The sequence below is a fragment of the Streptomyces sp. CNX435 genome (assembly GCF_059570575.1).
This window is the reverse complement of record NZ_JCANTA010000029.1, coordinates 1-18,005: the sequence shown is the minus strand read 5'-3', so window position 1 is coordinate 18,005 and position 18,005 is coordinate 1. Positions and strand designations below refer to the sequence as shown.

The window sequence follows — 18,005 nt, the reverse complement described above, 5'->3', positions numbered from 1 at the left end:
CAGACCTGTCTGTTCGTTATCCTCTTCCGGAGAGGCCCTCCCATGCGCGTTCTCTACACCGCGGTCGGCACCGCCAACGGCCGCGACGGCCGCGGCGTCACCTCCGACGGCAAGCTCGACGTCACGCTCTCCCCGCCGGCCGAGCTGGGCGGCACCGGCGAGGGCACCAATCCCGAGCAGCTCTTCGCCGTCGGCTACGCCGCCTGCTTCACCAGCGTCATGGGCGTCGTCGGGAAGCGCATGGACCTCGACGTCTCCGACGTCTCGACCACCGCCGAGGTCGGCATCGGCCCCAACGACGAGGGCGGCTTCGCGCTGGAGGTCACGCTGCGGGTGGAGCTGCCGGACACCATCCCCGCCGAGCAGGGCAAGGCGCTGCTGGACGCCACCCACCAGGTCTGCCCGTACTCGAACGCCACCCGCGGCAACATCCCGGTGCACCTCGTCGTGGAGTGACCCGGCGCGCCGTCACCGGAACGGGTTGTGTGCGCACCTAGCGTGACGAACGTGCCAACGAGACGTCACCCCTCCCCCCGCAAGCGGCGCGCCGCCGTCACCGTTGCTCTCGCCGCCGTGCTCGCGGCCCTCGCCGGAGCGAGCACGGCCGGCACCGCGAGCGCCGCGTCCGCCACCCAGGCCGGCCCGCCACCGCCACCGCCACCGTCCGCGTACGACCGGCAGGCCGCGGCCGGTCCCGCGCCCGCGGCGCCGGCGCCACGCACGTACCGCGTACGCAAGGGCGACACCCTCTACGCGATCGCCCACCGCATGGAGGTGCCGCTGCAACGGCTCTACGCGAACAACAGAGCCGTCATCGGCGCCGACCCCGACCTGCTGCACCCCGGCCAGGTCCTCCTGGTGCCCGCCCCCGGCTGGGCGGCCCCGGTCACGGCCGACTACGCGGTCTCCGCGGCCTACGGCATCCCGGGCGACAGCTGGATCGCCGGCTACCACACCGGCGTCGACCTCGCCGTCCCCACCGGCACCCCCGTCAACTCCGTCGGTCCCGGCGAGGTCCACAGCACCTCCGGCGAGGGCGCGTACGGCAACCACGTCCTCGTCCGCATGACCGACGGCCGCTACGTCCTCTACGCCCACCTCGACCGCATGTCCGTCGCCGCGGGCGACCGCGTCACCGGCGGCACCCCGATCGGCGACTCCGGCAACACCGGCAACTCCACCGGGCCGCACCTGCACCTGGAGGTGCGCACGGGCACCGACTACGGCACGGACATCGACCCGGTCGAGTACCTCGCCGCGTACGGCGTCCGCATCTGACGGCCCCCGTCAGGCACAGCGCGCACAGCAGGCACACGGCGACGCCCCGGGCTCACCGCCCGGGGCGCCGCCGTCCGTTCACCTCCCGTGGATCAGCTGAACGTCACCGAGTCGACGTCGAACGAGTTGTTCTGCGGCGACGTGAACCGCAGATACAGCTTGTGCGACCCCGCCAGCGCCTCGACCGGCACCGCCTCCGTGGCCTGGTAGGTGTCCCAGTCCCCGGTGTTCGGCACCGGCGTCGTCGCCAGCAGCTGCCCGTCCGGGGCGTCGGCGCGCAGCTCGATGGCGCCCACGCCGTACGGCGACGACAGCTTGTAGGAGACCTGGCTCATGCCCTCGACCGACATCGGGTCGAAGGCGATCCAGTCGCCGTCGGAGACGTCGCCGATCCGCTTGCCGTTCTCGGCCCCGGCCTGGTCGATGATCCGGGTGCCGGACTGGTCGTCGCGGTACTCGGCCTGCTTGTGCTTCGGCTGCAGGACCGCCTTGTCGTACCCGGTCAGCGCGCCCGCGCCGTCGCCGCCGCCGTCCTCGTAGTGGGCGTTGAGGACGTACGTCAGGTCCGCGCCCTCCGGGTGGCCGCCGAGGTCGCCGGTGTCGACGGTGCCTTCGCAGCCCGGCAGGTCGGTCGTCGAGTGCTCGTGGTCGTCGTGCCCGAGGGCCGGGTTGACGAAGACCTTGGCGCAGTCGATCTCGCCGTCCTCCGGGTCGGTCACGGTGACCTTGTACGGGATCTGGTCGCCGAACTCGATCAGCTTGCCGTTGACCGGCGTCTCGATCGTCACCTCGGGCGCGGTGTTGCCCGCGGTGATCGGGATGTTGGCGAAGCCGGTCTGGCCGGTGGAGTCGGTGACCTTCAGCTGTGCGGTGAAGTCCCCCTTGGTGTCGTAGGTGTGGCTGGGGTTGGGCTCGGTGGAGTCGAAGGTGCCGTCGCCGTCGAAGTCCCACTCGAAGGTGAGCGCGTCGCCGTCGGCGTCGTCGGAGCCCTCGCTGGAGAAGTCGACCGCCAGCGGCACGGGCCCGTTGGTCACCGAGGCGGTGGCCTTGGCGACCGGGGAGCGCTTGCCCTGGCTGTAGTCGATGCGGTAGAGCCCCGAGTCGCTGTTGCCGCCGCCGAACTCGCTGCCCCACTCCAGGACGTAGAGCGAGCCGTCCGGGCCGAAGGTCATGTCCATCGGCTTGTTGAAATTCGCCGACGACAGGAAGTCGTTGATCTTCAGCAGTTGCTCGTTGTCGTCGAAGCGGACCTCCTTGACGTAGTTGCGGCTCCACTCGTAGAGGAAGCTCGCGCCGTCGAAGTACTCGGGGAACTTCGTCTCGGAGGGGTTCTTCGCGTCGTAGTTGTAGACCGGGCCGCTCATCGGCGCGGAGCCGCCCTCGCCCATCTCCGGGAACTTCTCGGAGACGCCGTAGCCGTACCAGATCTCCGGCAGCTGGATGTCGGGCAGGTCGGTCAGGCCGGTGTTGTTCGGCGAGGGGTTCGTCGGGTTGGCGCAGTCGAACTTCGCGCCGATCTCGCCGGTGTCCGGGTTGTACGGGGCGTAGGGCTGGTTGTCGCCGTGGCAGAACGGCCAGCCGAAGTTCCCGGGCTTCTTGATGACGTTGTACTCGACCAGGCCCTCCGGCCCGCGCTCGGTCGTCGGCAGCCCGCGGTCGGGGCCGTAGTCGGAGACGTGGACGTAGCCGGTCTCCTGGTCGACGGTGAAGCGGAACGGGTTGCGGAAGCCCATCGCGTAGACCTCGGGGCGGGTCTTCTCCGTGCCCTCCGCGAAGAGGTTGCCCTTCGGGATGGTGTAGCCGCCGGCATTGGTGGGCTTGATCCGCAGGATCTTGCCCCGCAGGTCGTTGGTGTTGCCCGCGGTCCGCGCGGAGTCCAGCATCTCCTGGCCCTCGCGCCAGTCGATCGGCGCGTAACCCTGCCAGTCGGGGCTGAGGTTCGGCGGCACGTCGTCGCCGGTGCCCAGGTACAGCGTGCCGTCGGGGCCGAACTCGACCGCGCCGCCGGTGTGTCCGGGCTCGGGGTAGGTGCGGTCCCGGTACGCGGGCACGTCGAGCAGCTTCTTCTCGCTGGCGGTGTCGAGCGTGCCGTCCTTGAGCGTGAAGCGGGACAGCCGGTTCACGTCCTCGGCGCTGCCGGCCGGGGCGTAGTAGAGGTAGATCCAGCCGTTCTTCGCGAAGTCCGGATCCAGCTCCATGCCGACCAGGCCGTCCTCGCCGCCGGTGTAGACGTCGAGCTTGCCGGCGGTGGTGGTCTGGTGGGTCGCCGGGTCGAAGACCTGGACCTGGCCGGCGCGCTGGGCGTAGTAGACGCGGCCGTCCGCGGCCACGTCCAGCTCCATCGGGTCGGCGGTGTCGTCGTCGAGGGTGACCTTCTCGTAGCCGTTCCAGACCGTGCCGCCGCAGTCGCCGGGCTCGGCGCCGGCGGCCCACTTCACGCCGCCGACGACGTGATCGCGGAACTGCTCCTCGCTGTAGGCGGAGGACTCGTGGCCCATGGCGGTGGCCCAGACCTTGCCGCCCTCGGCGTTACGGCACCAGGAGATGGGGTGGTCGGCGCCCATGGCGTCGCCGCCCGGGTCGTACGTCGTCTCGTCGGCGGTGACGAGGACGTGCACGTCGCCGCGGGGGTTGGCGTCGAAGTTGTACCACTCCTCGGGGCGCTCCCAGCGCTCCGGCAGGCCCTTGGTCGACGGGTGCACGGTGTCGGCGACCTTGGCCGTGCCCTGCAGCGTGCCGGGCGAGTGGCTGGGCATGTGGGCGCCGCCGTTGATCAGCTCGTCCCACCAGGGGAACTCTGCTTCGACGCCCATGTCGAGCGTGTTGTGGATGGCCGCGATGCCGCCGCCGTTGCCCACGTACGTCTGCATGGCGGCGCGCTGCTCTTCGGTGTCCCAGACCATGCCGGAGTTCTGCAGCATGATGATCACGTCGTACTCGGCGAGCGCGGCGTCGTTGAAGACGGTGGCGTCGTCGGTCTGGTCGACCTCGAAGCCGTTCTCCTCGGCCTCCTCCTGGACCATCTGGATGCCCGCGGGGATGGAGCCGTGGACGTAGCCCACGGCCTTGGTGAACAGCAGCGCTTTGAAGGCGGGCGCCTTCCCCGCCGCGCTGGACGGCAGCGCGGTGAGCGCGAGCAGGACGGCGGCCAGCAAGGTGACCAGCGTCCGTCTTATGTCACGAGCATGACAGCTCATGAGGGGTCCTCTCCTTTGGGGTGCGGATGCGTAGGGGCGTACCGGTCGGTGAGGGGGGTGACGAGGCGCGGTGTGCGCAGGGGTGTCCGCCGGGCCCGGAGCGGGGTCGCTGATCTCCGGGCCCGGCGGCCTGTGGGGCGTACGCGGTCAGCGCGCGTACGCGGCGGTCAGGCGCGCGAGCCGGTGCCTAACGCGCGGCGCAGGAAGGCCAGGCCGTCGACGGCGATGGCGTCCTGGCTCGGCGCCAGCGCCCGCCACACCGACGCGGCCACCGCGATGGTGGCGTTGTGCGCGGTGAACGACTCGATGCACAGCGGGCCGCGGTAGCCCGCCTCGTCCAGCGCGCCGAGGAAACCGGGCCAGTCCAGGTGGTCCGTGCCGGGTGCGCCCCGGTCGTTGGCGCACACCTGGACGTGCGCGATCCGCCCCGCCGCGGCGCGCACGGCGCCGGGCAGGGAGTGCTCCTCGATGTTCTGGTGGTACGTGTCGAGGGCGACGCCGATCGTCTCGCCGGGCAGCCCGTCCAGCGCCGCCAGGGTCTGCGCGACGGTGTTGAGCAGGCTCGTCTCGTACCGGTTGAGCGGCTCGACGGCGAGTAGTACCCCGGCCGCGGCGGCGTGCGCGACGACCGGCGCGATGTTGTCGCGCCACTCGGCGTACGCCGCCGCCCGCTCGTCCACGTCCATCCGCCAGGTCCGGCCCACCGCGGCGTAGATCGGCCCGGCGACGACCGGCGCGCCGATCTCCCGCGCCGCGTCCACGCACCGGCGCAGGTAGTCCTGCGTCGTACGGACCGCCGACGGCTCGGCGCGCACGAGGTCGCGCTCCGGCGACATCGCGGCGATCACCGCGGCCGGCGCCAGGCCGTTGTCATCCAGCAGCTTCGCCGTGGCGGCCGGCTGCCAGTCGCCGGGCTCCTCCAGCGGCAGTTCGACGCAGTCGAACCCCCAGCCCGCCAGCCGCGGCAGCACCGCCTCCAGCGCCCGCCCGGTCACCGGGGAGTGCCAGATCCACGGGTTGGCGCCGATCAGCCGTCGTCCGGCCGGCATCACTCACCGCCCCAGTCTTCGGGGTAGCCCGGCAGGTCCTCGCAGCCGCAGGCCCCGTAGTGCAGCGGCGGCATGCCCTCCTTGTAGTACTCGTCGAAGTTCTCCTCGGTGACGACCGGCTGCGGCAGCGTCCACTCCTTGGGGACCTCCTCGCCGTTCAGGATCTTCAGCGCGGCGATCACGGGCGTACGCCACTGGAACGTCGGGTACGCCGGCGCGATGGCCGTGAGGTCCTTGTCCTTCCACGCCTGGAGGAAGTCCTGCTGGTCCTCGCCGGTGATCGGCGGGATGTCCTCGCCCGCGTCCTCGAACGCCTCGACGGCCGCGACCGAGGTGGCGCCGGAGTCCATCCACACGCCGTCGACCTGGCCGTGCCGGGCGATGGCGTCGGAGACGATCGACTTGGTCTTCGACGGGTCGCCGTCGGTGAACTTCACCTCGACGACGTCGAGTCCGGCCTTCTCGAACGCGATCTCGGCGGCCGACCAGCGGGTCTCCAGCACGTCCACGCCGGGCGAGATCCGCAGGGCGACGATCTTGCCGCCCTTGTCCACCTCGTCCACCAGGAAGTCCGCGGCGGCGGCCCCGTAGGCGTAGCCGCCGATGGGGCTGATGAACGTCACGGCGCAGTCGGTCTCCACCCCGCGGTCGAAGACGATCACCGGGATCTTGCCGCACGCCTCCTCGACCGCGGGGGTGAGGGTGGCGGTGGTGTTCGGCGAGACGATCAGCGCGTCGCAGTCCTTTCCGGACAGCTCCTGGATGTCGGAGATCTGCTTGTCGTCCTTGCCCTGCGCGTCCAGGACGGTGAAGTCCGCGATCTCGTCGTGCTGCGCGACCTCCGCCTCCATCGTCTTGAGCCCCACCTGCCGCCAGGGGTTGAACACCCCGGCGTTGGAGAAGCACAGCTTGGCCCCGTCGGCGCCGCCCTTCCTGGCGTACTCGGAGGTGTCGACCATCCCGCCCGCCTGCGGGTCCAGCATCTGCTCCCAGGGCTTGCCCTCCGGCCCCTCCGGGGTCGCCTCGGTGAGCTTCAACTGCCGGTCGTAGTCGGCCTGGTCGAAGAACTCCGACTTCTGGTCGCCGTCCTCCGCCTCCTGCGAGGCGGCGGCGTCGTCGGCCAGGTCGTCCTTCGGCGCGTCCGACGAACAGGAGGCGAGCAGTGCGGCGGCCATGAGAGCGGCGGCCGGGGCGACCAGTCGGCGGCTGCCACCGCCGGGGCGTGTCGTGCGGCGCGTACGGCTCATGAGGAGGACTTCCCTTCCGAGGGTTGTGAATGACGGCGGCGCAGGCGGGAAAGCCCCGGGAGACCTGTGGCACCCAGGCCGACGGCCGCGATGACGATGAATCCCTGCACCGTGGACTCCAGCGCGCCCGAGACGCCCTGGAGGTTGAGCAGTGTGAACAGCGCCTGCAGCGAGAACGCGCCGGCCATGGCCGCGACGACCGAGCCGCGGCCACCGCCGAGGATGACCCCGCCGAGGACGACGGCGGTGATCGCCTCGAACTCCAGCCCCCGGCCGGCCTGCGCCGAGACCCCGGAGAACCCGGCGACCAGCACGGCGGCGAGCGCCGCGGCGGCGCCGGAGAGCACGAACGCCAGGGTGCGCACGCGGGGTACGCGCACACCCGCGAGCGCGGCGGCGCGCTCGTTGTCGCCGGTGGCCAGGAGCGTACGGCCGAAGTCCGCGCGCATCAGCCACACCGCGATCGCACCGACCGCCAGGCAGGCGAGCACCGCCCACGGCAGCCAGCCGCCGGCCTCGCCGCGGCCGAACTCGCGGAAGCTCTCCGGCAGCACGCCCTGCGGGGAGCCGCCGGTCCAGTAGAAGACGGCGCCTTCGAGGATCAGCATCATCCCCAGCGTGGTGATGAACGACGGCACCAGCAGCACGGTGGTGATGAGCCCGTTGACCAGGCCGACGATCGCTCCGGCGAGCAGCAGCCCGGCGGTGACCAGCAGCCAGGGGGCGTCCGGGTACGAGCCGTAGAACTCGGCCGCGGCGACGACGCCCGCGGTGACCACCGCCCCGACGGACAGGTCGAAGCCGCCGGAGACGATGACCAGGTACTGGCCGGCGGCGAGGATCACCAGCGGCGCGGCGCGCTTGACGAACGCGAGGAAGCTGTCGGGTTCGTAGAACCCGGGGTCGGTGATCGCCAGCGCGGCGAGCAGGACGGCGAGGAGTACGTAGACGGGGGCGCCGGTGCCGAGCCGGCGGCCGATGCCGGCGAGGGCCGACGCGGGCCCGGCGGTGGACGGGGGTGTGGTCGTCGTCATGCGACCGCTCCCTTCTCCTTGGCCCGCGCCTCGGCACGGGCCTTCGCGCGGCGGCGGAACGGTCGGGCATAGAGGGCGACGGCGGCGATGATGACGACGCCGCGGACGACGTTCTTGAAGAAGGGGTCGACGGAGAGCTGATTGAAGATGCTGTCCAGCACGGAGAGCAGCAGCACCCCGCCGAGCGTCCCCGCCACCCCGCCGCGCCCGCCGGCCAGGGCGGTGCCGCCGAGCACGACGGCGGCGATGGAGTCCAGGTCGTAGCGCGCCTCGGTGCCCGCCCAGGGGGCGCCCGCGCCGAGCCGGGAGGCCAGGAACAGGGCGGCGGCGCCGACGCACAGGGCGCACAGCACGTGCGCGTAGATCACGGTGCGCCTGGTGCGTACGCCGGAGAGCCGGGCGGCGTGCTCGTCGCCGCCGGTGGCGTACATGTGGTGGCCCAGGCGCGTGCGTTTGGTGATCAGCCACAGCGCGGCGGCCACGGCGATCAGCAGGAAGACCGAGACCGGGATGAAGCCGATGCGGTCGTAGCCCAGGCGCTGGAAGGAGGCGGGGACGTCGCCCGCCGGTCCGGTGTAGTTGTCCTCGATGTAGCCGCGCAGGATGAAGGACATGCCGAGGGTGGCGATGAAGGCGTTGACCTTCAGCCCGGTGACGATCAGCCCGTTGGCCAGCCCCACCGCCGCGGAGAGCGCGAGCACGGCGAGCACGGCGGTGACGACGCTGCCGTCCGCCATCGTCTCGGCGGCGACCAGCGTGCCGAGGCTGATGAGGTACGCGACGGACAGGTCGAGCGAGCCGGTGAGGATCACCGCGGACTGGCCGACCGCGACCAGGCCGAGGGCGACGGAGTTCTGCAGGATCCCGGTCGCGTTGGACTGGGTCATGAACTGGCCGCCGTCGATGGCGACGACGATCCAGCCGACGAGCGTGACCGCGACGGCGGCCAGCCAGACGCCGACGACGGGGTCGTTGAGCTTGAGCCGCCCGGCCGCCGGCAGCCGGCGCGGGCGCGCGGGCGGGGCGGGGGCGTCGGTCCGTACGGCGGTCATGCGGCGCTCCCCTCGGGGGCGGTGCCTGCGGCGTCCCGGGTGGCGAGCCGCATGATGTCCTCCTCGCTCGCCCCGGCGGGCAGTTCGCCGGCCAGCGCGCCGTCGGCCATGACGAGGATGCGGTCGCTCATGCCGATCAGCTCCGGGAGTTCGGAGGAGACGATCAGCACCGCCATGCCGTCGCGGGCCAGTTCACGGACGAGGGTGTGGATGGCGGCCTTCGCGCCGACGTCGACGCCGCGGGTCGGCTCGTCGAAGAGCAGCACGCTGGGGCGGGCGGCGAGCCATTTGGCGATGACGACCTTCTGCTGGTTGCCGCCGGAGAGGTACTGGACCTCCTGGTCGTGGCCGCGGGAGCGGAGGTTGACGCGGTCCAGCAGCCCGGAGACCCCACCCGCCCTTGCCCCGTCACCGTGGACGGCGCGGGTGACGAGCAGGGCGTTGTCGCGTACGGACTGCCGCAGCGCCAGGCCCTCGCCCTTGCGGTCCTCGGTGACCAGGGCGATGCCGCCGCGGATGGCCTGGCGCGGGCTGCCGGGGCGCAGCGCGCGGCCGGCGACGGTCATGTGGCCGCGGGTGAAGGGCGCGGCGCCGAAGAGGGCCCGCACCAGGGACGTACGACCCGAGCCCTGGAGTCCGGCGACGCCCGTGACCTCCCCGGCCCGCAGGGTCAGGTCGATGCCCGCGAGGCGCTCGTTGCCGGCGCCGGCGGTGGTCAGCAGCGGCTCGCCGATCTCGGCGGGCGCGGCGCGGGGCGGGTAGTACGAGCCGAGTTCGCGGCCGACCATGGCGCGTACGACGTCGTCGGGGGTGGTCTCGGCGGTGGTGAGGGTGGCGACCTTGCGGCCGTCCTTGAGGACGGTGATGCGGCGGGAGAGGTCGAAGACCTCGCGGAGGCGGTGGCTGATGTAAAGGATGCCGATCCCGCGGGCGGCGAGACGGCGGATGAGTGCGTAGAGAAGCTCCACCTCGTGGTCGGCGAGGGGTGCGGTCGGTTCGTCCATGACAAGCACGCGGACGTCGGAGGCCGCCAGCGCCTTGACGATCTCCACGGTCTGCTGCCTGGCCACCGACAGGTCCTTGACCAGGGTATGGGGGGCGATTCCGGTCTCGTCCAGCTCGGCGAGGAGTTCGGCGGTGCGCCGCTCCATGGCGCGGCGGTCGACGAGCCCGCGGCGTACCGGCTCGCGGCCGAGGAACACGTTCTCCGCGACGGTGCGGTGCGGGAGCAGCGCGAACTCCTGATGGATGAGACCGATCCCGGCGGCCTGGGCCTGTACGGGGTGTGTGAACGCGTGCGCCGTGCCGTCGAGCGTGATGGTGCCTTCGTCGGGCGCGTACTCCCCGGCCAGCACCTTCATCAGCGTCGACTTGCCCGCGCCGTTCTCCCCCACCAGGGCGTGCACTTCCCCCGGATCGAGGTCGAGCGACACCCCGTGCAGCACCCGCACCCCGAGAAAGCTCTTGGACACGTCCTGCATCGTCAGCATGAAAGGCAATCTCCCCATGCTTCTTTGCACTGTCAAGAGCTTAAGCAAGGGCTATTTTCGATGAGTTGGAAAAGACTTTGGCCGGAAGTCAAACAAACAAGGCCTTGTTGGTGGTCCAAGCGATGCCTATGGTGGTCGATGTGACAGCCCCTTCTTCGCCGATGCCGCCACCGCCGCCGCCATCGGCTTCCGGTATGCCGCCCCCCAGCCCGCCCGCGGGCCAGTCCCCGGGGGAGGTCCTCGCGCTGATCAGCTCCGGCGCCGCGGCCACGCGCGCCGAGATAGCGCGGCTCACAGGGCTCGCCCGCTCCACGGTCTCCCAGCGCGTCGACGCGCTGATCGCGCACGGGTTCGTCGACGAGGACGCAGAAGCCGGCTCGACCGGCGGTCGCCCCCCGCGCCGCCTGTCGCTGCGCACGCGCGAGCACGCCGTCGCCGGGGTCGACCTGGGCGCCTCGCACTGCCGGGTCGCGCTGATGGACATCGGCGGCACGCTGCTCGCGGTCCGCGAGGACCAGCTGAAGATCGCGGACGGCCCGGCGGCGGTTCTCGGCCACGTGGAGCGGACGCTGCACGCGCTGCTGGAGGAGTCCGGCCGGGACCCCAGGACGCTCCGCTCGATCGGCGCGGGCGTGCCGGGCCCGGTGGAGTTCTCCACCGGCCGCCCGGTGGACCCGCCGATCATGCCGGGGTGGCACCAGTTCCCGATCCCGGAGTTCTTCGACGAGCGCTTCGGCGTCCGCGCGCTGGTGGACAACGACGTGAACGTCATGGCGCTCGCCGAACAGCGCCAGGCCTTCCCCGACACGGCGTACCTGCTCTACCTGAAGGTGGGCACGGGCATCGGCTGCGGCATCGTCGCGGACGGCCGGCTGCACAGGGGCGCGCAGGGCTCGGCGGGCGACATCGGCCACATCCGCGTGGGCGAGCGCGAGGACCTGTGCCGCTGCGGCAACTCCGGCTGCCTGGAGGCGGTCGCGGGCGGCGCGGCGCTGGCGGTCCGGCTGAAGGAGCTGGGGCTTCAGGCGTCGGCGGGCCTGGATGTCGTACGGCTGGTGAAGGAGGGCAACCGCGAGGCGGTCCGCATGGTCCGGGAGGCGGGCCGGGCGGTGGGGGAGGTGCTGGCGGGGCTGGTGAACTTCTTCAACCCGGAGACGGTGGTGGTGGGCGGCGCGCTGGCGGCGGTGCACGACCAGCTGCTGGCGGGGGTGCGGGAGGCGGTGTACCGGAGGTCGCATCCGCTGGCGACGCATGTGCTGCGGATCGAGCCGAGCCGGACGGGGGAGAACGCGGCGGCGATCGGGGCGGGGATTCTGGCGATCGAGCACGCGTTGTCGCCGATGCAGGTGGACCGGGCCCTGGCGGGGGCGGCGGCGGGCTGAGGCTACTTCAGCTGAGGCATCATTAGCTGAGGCCCTTCAGCCGGGGCGACTTCAGCTGAGGCGTCTTCAGCTGACGATCGCTGCCGCCGTGGCAAGAAGTTCCGGCAGCGTCCCCTCGAAGTCGGCCGTCAGATGCAGCGCCATGGCCCAGCTGTCGGGTGCGTCTCCCAGGTGTTGCCCGACGAGTTCGTCCACGGCACGGCGAACCTCGTGTGTGTCCAAGGTGCCGCCCTCGGTGCCGTCCTCGTCCTCCGGTGCCGGGCGGAGCACGCTGCCCAGGAACGCCACGCACGCCCCGGCCGGGAAGGCATCGCGCAGGACATCGGCCAGGGTGACCCGATCCGTCTCGAATGCCTTCTCCAGCCAAGGGCTTCGGCCCTCGTGCACGGGCGCGGGGAGCTTCCTGAGCATCTCGGGCACGGTGGGCGGACGTTTTCCCCGCCGGGGTGTGTATGCGGGGTGTGACAGTCGGAACTCCGCCTCCGCGGCGGCTTCCGTGAGATCAGCGGGGCAGCCCGCCAGCCTCATGAGGTCGACCAGGAGACGGTCGGGCAACGGCTCCGCGCGGTGCGCGGCGAGGAGTTCGGGCCACGGCATCGGCTCGGTGCGGTGAGCGTCCGCGGGCTGCGAGGTCCGGACGCCGTTGTTCTCCTCCGCCCAGTGGTCGAGGGACTTCGCCAGTTCCCCCTGCGGAACGGCGGTGCGCAGGTAGTCCACCAGTCCCTCGGGACCTGCGGCATGTGCCTGGGCGGCGCGGAGCGCCGCGAGTCCGTCGGCCGCGTCCAGGGCCGTACGCGCGGTCGTGAGGACCTTCGGGGGCAGTGGGTGCTTGCCTTGCTTACGCGGTGGGAACTTCGTCTCGTCGAGCAGCGCCCGTACCTCGTCCGGACCGTGCCGCTCCCACAGCCGCACCAGCATGAGGAGCTGCTGCGCTTCGGTGTGGACCTTGACGCGCGGGCTGCCGAGGAGGATCCGGCACAGCAGCGGGTCTCCGGAGTCGCAGACGGGCAGCAGCCAGTTGCGCCGCGCGCTCTCCTCCATGCCTTTGACGAGGGCGGGGGTGAGCGGAAGCCGCTCGTCCGTCGGGGTGGCTGCCTCGCCCTTCTCCCACAGCCGGCCGGCGAGGACGTGCCGGCGCTGGGCGTCGGTGAGATCGGTGTGGAGGAAGAGCGCGGCGTTGATCTCGGGCTCGTCGTAGGGGATCAGTTCCTCGATCACCTCGACGGGGGTGTTCCAGTGCGACGCGAGGCCCGCGAGGACGGCCGCCCCGTGCGTCGCGACGATGTGGTCGCGCAGGTCCTGGTCCGGCTGGTGCCACACCAGCAGTTGCTGGATGGCCCGGCCGTCCATGTGCTCACTGAGGGCGAGCTGGGCATCCTTGCCTGCCCGGTCGAACAGGTGCAGCCAGGCCGCCCTGCCGACGGCGTTGCGCCGGGGCGGGAACTCCGGTCCCAGCGGCTTCGGCCAGGGCTTGCCCACGTGTTGAGGTGCCTCCGCGAGGGCGGTGTCGACCAGGGCGCGCACGCTGCCGTTGAAGCGCGGCAGCCGGTTGTGCAGGGCCCGCCAGTTCGCGAAGTCCGAGCCCAGGCGTGCCACCTGTGCGTCGAGGGCGCCGCGGACCCGCTCGTCGGAGTGCGGCAGCGCGCCCAGGACGTGGCGGGCGGGCCCGATCTCGGCCAGGACGCGATCCACGGGGAAGACGCCGGAGGTGATCCCCTCCGCCAGTACGGCGTGCAAGCCCCGTTCGTCAAGGCTGAAGTCGACGGCCGTCAGCATCGACCAGTGCAGGGCCCCGCCTCCGGCCCTCCCGCTAGCGGGATCACGCGCGGGAGGATCCGCCGCGAAGGCCGCCACGGCGAGTTCCTCGGGGCAGTCCCCTCGCCCTCCCCACAGTCGGAAGAGCCCTGGTACGGAGAAGGGTATGGCTCGGTGCGCCTCGATCAGGGCGTCCCAGTCGATTGCCTCGGGTTCCTCCGGTACGGACACCGGCGTACGCCAGTCCCAGTTACGCAGTCCGTCGATCAGCTCGGCCGTCGTCACGGAGGGCACGCCCCGGACGGTGTCCGCGGGCGGCGGCGCGCCGGGGTTTGCGTCCGCCTGACCGGTCTGCTTCACACTCTGGCGGGGCGGCTCCGTGTCCGGTGCCGGTGCGGAGGGCGCCGGCCGGGGCGGTGGTTCCTGCTCCCTGCGGATCGCCTCCGCGAGCACCTCGTCGGGGTTCACCGACGCGCACGCCCGGCGCACCGTCTCGGCGACCGGGCGACGCACGGCGGGCGGCTCCGCCAGGTCGAGGAGGGTCTGCACACCGTGGCGGGCCAGCACCCGCCGGCAGGTGCGCAGTTGGACCTCGGCGGAGTTCAGATGGCTGGTCTTGACCAGCGCATGGGCCACGAGTTCGGGAAAGGGGCTGTGGAGCGCGGGCAGCAGCAGATCCGGGTCCTTGGTCGCGAGCAGCTTCGTCAGCAGCCCGTCCGGGGCACGCCAGCCGGGATCGTCGGCGGTGGCCACCGCGCCCGCCCACACCGCGCGCCGCTGCTCGGGGCGATCAAAACCCGACGTCGGTATGGAGCTCCCCCGAGGATGCCCGCGCATACCGTAGAGCCCCTCGGCGAGGGCCGGGTCACCCAACGCCGCCAGCCGGCCGAAGAGATCGCCCGGCCGGTGCGGAGCCGACGAGGCGAGCGCCGCACGCAGTTCCGGATCCCGCGAGGCGATCACCTCGTCGACGAGCAGCGGCGGCAACCAGTGACGGTTGCCCGCCAACAGTTCGACCGTCTCCTGCCGTACCCGGCTCAGGAGCGCACGGGTGACGGCGCGATCGGTCATGGCGTAGACGGCAGACGTGACCGCTGCGTCGCTACGAGGCATGGCGGAGGCTCCCAGGATGCCCGGAGTGCGGATCGGCGTGCGTCGGGCCCCGTCGCTGACCGCGGCCCGATCATGTGCAAGGTACCGGCACCCACTGACAACCACCGCGGGCCCCCACGGCCTGTGGGCGCGACCCCGTCACCGCCGGGGTCAGGGGTGGGGCGGAGCCCCCTCGCGTAGCGACGTCCACGGAGCGGTCCGGCAGTAGCGCGTACGCCCCCGGCGGATGGGCTCCCGCAGCTACGCTCGATGGTATGAGCGAGACGTGGGAGCCCACCGCGCCCGGGGTGTTGCGGCTGCCGTCCGGGCGGCTGGTCCGCGGGCGCGGCCTGCGCAAGCCGGCCCCGTCCGCCGGTCCCGACCCACAGCTGGGGGTGTACCTGCTGGGCCGGACGCCGCCGGCGGTGGCGTGGGAGAGCCGGTGGGTCCGGTGGCCCGACTTCCGGCTGCCGGCCGACCGCCCGGCGGCGGAGGCGGTGCTGCGCGAGGCGTGGGAGCGGGCGGAGTCGGAGCGGGTGGAGGTCGCCTGCGGGGGCGGGGTGGGTCGTACGGGGACGGCGCTGGCGTGCCTCGCGGTGCTCGACGGGGTGCCGGCGGGCCGGGCGGTGTCGTACGTACGGGAGCACTTCAACCCGCGCGCGGTGGAGACGCCATGGCAGCGCCGGTACGTGACCCGCTTCCCGGAGAGCCGCGGCGCGCGAACGGGCTGACCCGCCGCACGGCGCCGGCGCGACGACCGGCGGGGTGAGCCCGTTCGGCCGGGCGGTCAACGCGCGGGGTGAACCAGGTACTTGAGATGCGCCACCCCGTCTCCCTCGACGGCCCGGACCTGCTCCAGCCGTCCCCGGGAATTATCCCAGCGCTGTTATATTAGCGCTGTGACATCTACGGATCCCACCAAGCTGCCGGACCCCTGGCAAGACCTGTACGCGCTGCTGGCCTCCCTCGACGCCGAGATCGAGCAGGTCTACGTCGCCCGCGGCGTTGAGGGCGTACGCCCCCGCTTCGCGTACCCGCTGATCCGCCTCGCCCACACCGGGCCGCTGACCATCCGCGAGCTGGCGGAGTCCCTGCACCGCTCGCACTCCGCCGTCAGCCAGACCGTCGCCGCGATGCGCAAGGAGGACCTGGTCACCTCCGAGCCGGGGCCCGACGCCCGTACCCGGCGGATCGACCTGACCGAACGCGGCCGGGCGCTCGTGCCGTTCCTGGAAGCGGAGTGGCGCGCCACCCACGCGACGGTCGCCGAGCTGGACCGCGAGCTGCCGTACGCGATGTCGGCGGTTGTCGAGGACGTACGAAGTGCGCTGGAGAACCGGTCGATGCGCGAACGCATCGAGGAGCACCTCGTCGAGCCACCCCGATGAGGCGGCGCGTCCGCGTCCGCTTCCTCGACACCCGCCCGCTGCGCAGCAGCCCGCCGTTCCGCGCCCTGTGGATCGGCACCTCGGCCTCCCAACTCGGCGCCCAGATAGCGAGCGTGGCCGTACTCGCCCAGGTCTGGGACCTGACGGGCAGCCCCATCGGCACCGGCGCCATCGGCCTGGCCACCGGTCTGCCGATGATCCCGTTCGGCCTCCTCGGCGGCACCCTGGCCGACACCATCGACCGCCGCGCGCTGGTACGGGCCACCACCACGGGCCAGTTGCTGGCCGCCGGCGCCCTATGCATCCAGGCGCTGGCGGACAACCGCAACGTCGTCCTCCTCCTCACCCTGGTCGCCCTGAACACCGCATGCGCCGCCCTCGGCGCACCCGCCCGGCGCACCTTCCCGGTCCGCCTGCTGCCGGCCGACCAGGTCGCGGCGGGCCTCGCGCTGAACAACGTCTCCTTCCAAGTCGCGATGCTCGCCGGCCCGGCAGCCGCCGGGCTGATCATCACCCGCTGGGGCTTCCCCGCCGCGTACGCCACCCAGGCCGCGGCCATCACCGTCGCGATGCTCGCGGTCATCCGCCTCCCCGCGATGCGCCCCGACAGCGTGCAGACGAAAAACGGCAGACGCAGGGCGGAACGCGGCGGCTGGCGCATCGTCCTGCGCCGCCACACGCTGTGGGGCGCGCTGGCCACCGACCTGTCCGCCACGCTCCTCGCGATGCCCGTCGCCCTCTTCCCCCTGGTCAACGAGGTCCGCTTCAACGGCGACCCGCAGACCCTCGGCCTGTTCCTCTCCGCCGTCGCGGTCGGAGGCATCACGGTCGGCCTGTTCTCCGGCACGGTCACGCGCTGGCACCGCGGTGGCGCGGTCCAATTGACCGCAGCCGCCGTGTGGGGCCTGGCCCTCGCCTGCTTCGGCCTGGCCGGCCCGCTCTGGCTGGCCCTCACCTGCCTCGCCGTGGCGGGCGCCGCCGACACCATCTCCGTCGTCACCCGCGTCGCCCTGGTCCAACTGGAAACCCCGGACGCCTACCGGGGCCGGGTCTCCTCGGTGGAACACGTCATCGGCGTGGCGGGCCCCGAACTCGGCAACTTCCGCGGCGGCCTCGTAGCCTCCGCCACCTCCGCCACGTTCTCCCTGGTCGCCGGCGGCCTCTCCGCCGTCGCGGCCATAGCCGCCATAGCCACCACCAACGCCCCCCTCCGCGCCTACCGAACCCCGCCCGAGAACACCCCTGCCTCCGGCAGCTAGCCGCCCGCTGGGCGCACAAGTGGCCCAGAAATCCGCCTCAAAGCTCTCAATTCGGGCCCACTTCTGCGCCCACTCCTTCACACGCCCCGTGGTGGCGGTTACCGGGTCGGCGGCGGGGGGTGCCGGGGGGCGGGCGGGGACGGGGTCAGGTCCTGGGTGCCGATGACCGAGAGCAGGCGCAGCTGGGCCGCGCCCTCGGTGTCGGGCGGGGCGCCGAACCACAGCAGGCGCTGCCGGCCGTCCTCGCTGAACAGGCTGTGGCAGTCCAGCTCGATGACGCCCAGCGCCGGGTGGACGATGCGCTTGTGGTCCGTGCGGCGCAGGGCGACGTCGTGGGTGTCCCACAGGGCGGCGAACTCCGGGCTGCGCTTGCGCAGCGCGGCGACCATCGCGGTCACCTCGGCGTCGCCGCCGCGCTTCGCGGCGACCGCCTGGAGGTCGGCGACGAAGACGCGGGAGTGGTGGGGGTGGTCCTCGGGCGGGTAGAGGGTCCGGGCCGCGGGGTCGGTGAACCAGCGGTAGACCAGGCTCGCCCGGGGTCCGCTCTGCGCCGGGGGGCGGCCGACGAGGGCGACGGCCAGGGGGTTCTGGACGAGGATCTCGTGCAGGTCGGTGATGATCTGGGCGGGGGTGGCGGTGAGCTGGTCCAGCAGGCCGAGGAGGCCGGGCTGTACGTGTGCGGTCGTGCCGTACGCGGCCGGGGGGAGGGGCCGGTCGGCGAGGTGGAAGAGGTGGTCGCGTTCGTCGCCGTCGAGCCGCAGCGCGCGGGCCAGCGCGGCCAG

Annotated in this window: 14 protein-coding genes; 6 read left to right on the top strand and 8 right to left on the bottom strand. The window is 72.4% G+C overall.

Features of this window, described 5'->3' with window-relative positions:
- Window positions 1-42: 42 nt before the first annotated feature.
- On the top strand, window positions 43-456 hold the full coding sequence (locus T328_RS31765) for an organic hydroperoxide resistance protein (protein WP_496499693.1): 414 nt from the start codon (window positions 43-45) through the stop codon (window positions 454-456).
- Between the two features lie 51 nt (window positions 457-507).
- Window positions 508-1,278, top strand: a complete 771-nt coding sequence (locus T328_RS31760) for a M23 family metallopeptidase (RefSeq protein ID WP_496499692.1) — start codon at window positions 508-510, stop codon at window positions 1,276-1,278.
- A 92-nt stretch (window positions 1,279-1,370) separates the two neighbouring features.
- Here the strand turns inward: T328_RS31760 and T328_RS31755 are convergent, their stop codons facing one another.
- The 6 genes from T328_RS31755 to T328_RS31730 form a co-directional block, all read right to left on the bottom strand.
- Entirely contained in the window at window positions 1,371-4,475 is a 3,105-nt protein-coding gene (locus T328_RS31755) for a ThuA domain-containing protein (protein ID WP_496499691.1), read from the bottom strand.
- A gap of 167 nt (window positions 4,476-4,642) precedes the next feature.
- Window positions 4,643-5,524, bottom strand: a complete 882-nt coding sequence (locus tag T328_RS31750) for a sugar phosphate isomerase/epimerase family protein (RefSeq protein WP_496499690.1) — start codon at window positions 5,522-5,524, stop codon at window positions 4,643-4,645.
- On the bottom strand, window positions 5,524-6,771 hold the full coding sequence (locus T328_RS31745) for a substrate-binding domain-containing protein (protein WP_496499689.1): 1,248 nt from the start codon (window positions 6,769-6,771) through the stop codon (window positions 5,524-5,526). The genes T328_RS31750 and T328_RS31745 overlap by 1 nt, the downstream gene beginning before the upstream one ends.
- Window positions 6,768-7,805 (bottom strand): ABC transporter permease, encoded by a 1,038-nt coding sequence (locus T328_RS31740; protein ID WP_496499688.1) that lies wholly within the window; start codon window positions 7,803-7,805, stop codon window positions 6,768-6,770. The genes T328_RS31745 and T328_RS31740 overlap by 4 nt, the downstream gene beginning before the upstream one ends.
- Window positions 7,802-8,857, bottom strand: a complete 1,056-nt coding sequence (locus T328_RS31735) for an ABC transporter permease (RefSeq protein WP_496499687.1) — start codon at window positions 8,855-8,857, stop codon at window positions 7,802-7,804. Before T328_RS31735 ends, T328_RS31740 begins: the two co-directional genes overlap by 4 nt.
- Window positions 8,854-10,347: a sugar ABC transporter ATP-binding protein gene (locus T328_RS31730; RefSeq protein WP_496499686.1), complete on the bottom strand. Its 1,494-nt coding sequence runs from the start codon at window positions 10,345-10,347 to the stop codon at window positions 8,854-8,856. The genes T328_RS31735 and T328_RS31730 overlap by 4 nt, the downstream gene beginning before the upstream one ends.
- Window positions 10,348-10,508: 161 nt before the next feature.
- Here T328_RS31730 and T328_RS31725 point away from each other — a divergent pair, with 161 nt between their 5' ends.
- A complete protein-coding gene (locus T328_RS31725; protein WP_496499758.1) occupies window positions 10,509-11,729 on the top strand; it encodes an ROK family transcriptional regulator in 1,221 nt (406 codons plus the stop codon).
- 66 nt (window positions 11,730-11,795) lie between these two features.
- Here the strand turns inward: T328_RS31725 and T328_RS31720 are convergent, their stop codons facing one another.
- The gene (locus tag T328_RS31720; RefSeq protein ID WP_496499685.1) at window positions 11,796-14,555 is read right to left on the bottom strand and encodes a hypothetical protein; all 2,760 of its coding nucleotides are present in this window, start codon (window positions 14,553-14,555) and stop codon (window positions 11,796-11,798) included.
- A gap of 296 nt (window positions 14,556-14,851) precedes the next feature.
- Here T328_RS31720 and T328_RS31715 point away from each other — a divergent pair, with 296 nt between their 5' ends.
- From T328_RS31715 to T328_RS31705, 3 genes are all read left to right on the top strand, one after another.
- Window positions 14,852-15,307 (top strand): protein-tyrosine phosphatase family protein, encoded by a 456-nt coding sequence (locus tag T328_RS31715; RefSeq protein WP_496499684.1) that lies wholly within the window; start codon window positions 14,852-14,854, stop codon window positions 15,305-15,307.
- A 168-nt stretch (window positions 15,308-15,475) separates the two neighbouring features.
- Window positions 15,476-15,964, top strand: a complete 489-nt coding sequence (locus tag T328_RS31710) for a MarR family winged helix-turn-helix transcriptional regulator (RefSeq protein ID WP_496499683.1) — start codon at window positions 15,476-15,478, stop codon at window positions 15,962-15,964.
- Window positions 15,961-17,223: an MFS transporter gene (locus tag T328_RS31705; RefSeq protein ID WP_496499682.1), complete on the top strand. Its 1,263-nt coding sequence runs from the start codon at window positions 15,961-15,963 to the stop codon at window positions 17,221-17,223. Before T328_RS31710 ends, T328_RS31705 begins: the two co-directional genes overlap by 4 nt.
- 98 nt (window positions 17,224-17,321) lie before the next feature.
- Here T328_RS31705 and T328_RS31700 read toward each other — a convergent pair.
- Window positions 17,322-18,005, bottom strand: a 684-nt coding sequence (locus T328_RS31700) for an MmyB family transcriptional regulator (protein WP_496499681.1), incomplete at its 5' end; no start/stop codon positions are given.

Bases quoted from the DNA above. Each gene is read 5' to 3' on its own strand.
- T328_RS31765 (WP_496499693.1), top strand. From the start codon at position 43: ATGCGCGTTCTCTACACCGCGGTCGGCACCGCCAACGGCCGCGACGGC.
- T328_RS31755 (WP_496499691.1), bottom strand. From the start codon at position 4,475: ATGAGCTGTCATGCTCGTGACATAAGACGGACGCTGGTCACCTTGCTG.
- T328_RS31750 (WP_496499690.1), bottom strand. From the start codon at position 5,524: ATGCCGGCCGGACGACGGCTGATCGGCGCCAACCCGTGGATCTGGCAC.
- T328_RS31745 (WP_496499689.1), bottom strand. From the start codon at position 6,771: ATGAGCCGTACGCGCCGCACGACACGCCCCGGCGGTGGCAGCCGCCGA.
- T328_RS31740 (WP_496499688.1), bottom strand. From the start codon at position 7,805: ATGACGACGACCACACCCCCGTCCACCGCCGGGCCCGCGTCGGCCCTC.
- T328_RS31735 (WP_496499687.1), bottom strand. From the start codon at position 8,857: ATGACCGCCGTACGGACCGACGCCCCCGCCCCGCCCGCGCGCCCGCGC.
- T328_RS31730 (WP_496499686.1), bottom strand. From the start codon at position 10,347: ATGCTGACGATGCAGGACGTGTCCAAGAGCTTTCTCGGGGTGCGGGTG.
- T328_RS31725 (WP_496499758.1), top strand. From the start codon at position 10,509: ATGCCGCCACCGCCGCCGCCATCGGCTTCCGGTATGCCGCCCCCCAGC.
- T328_RS31720 (WP_496499685.1), bottom strand. From the start codon at position 14,555: ATGACCGATCGCGCCGTCACCCGTGCGCTCCTGAGCCGGGTACGGCAG.
- T328_RS31715 (WP_496499684.1), top strand. From the start codon at position 14,852: ATGAGCGAGACGTGGGAGCCCACCGCGCCCGGGGTGTTGCGGCTGCCG.
- T328_RS31705 (WP_496499682.1), top strand. From the start codon at position 15,961: ATGAGGCGGCGCGTCCGCGTCCGCTTCCTCGACACCCGCCCGCTGCGC.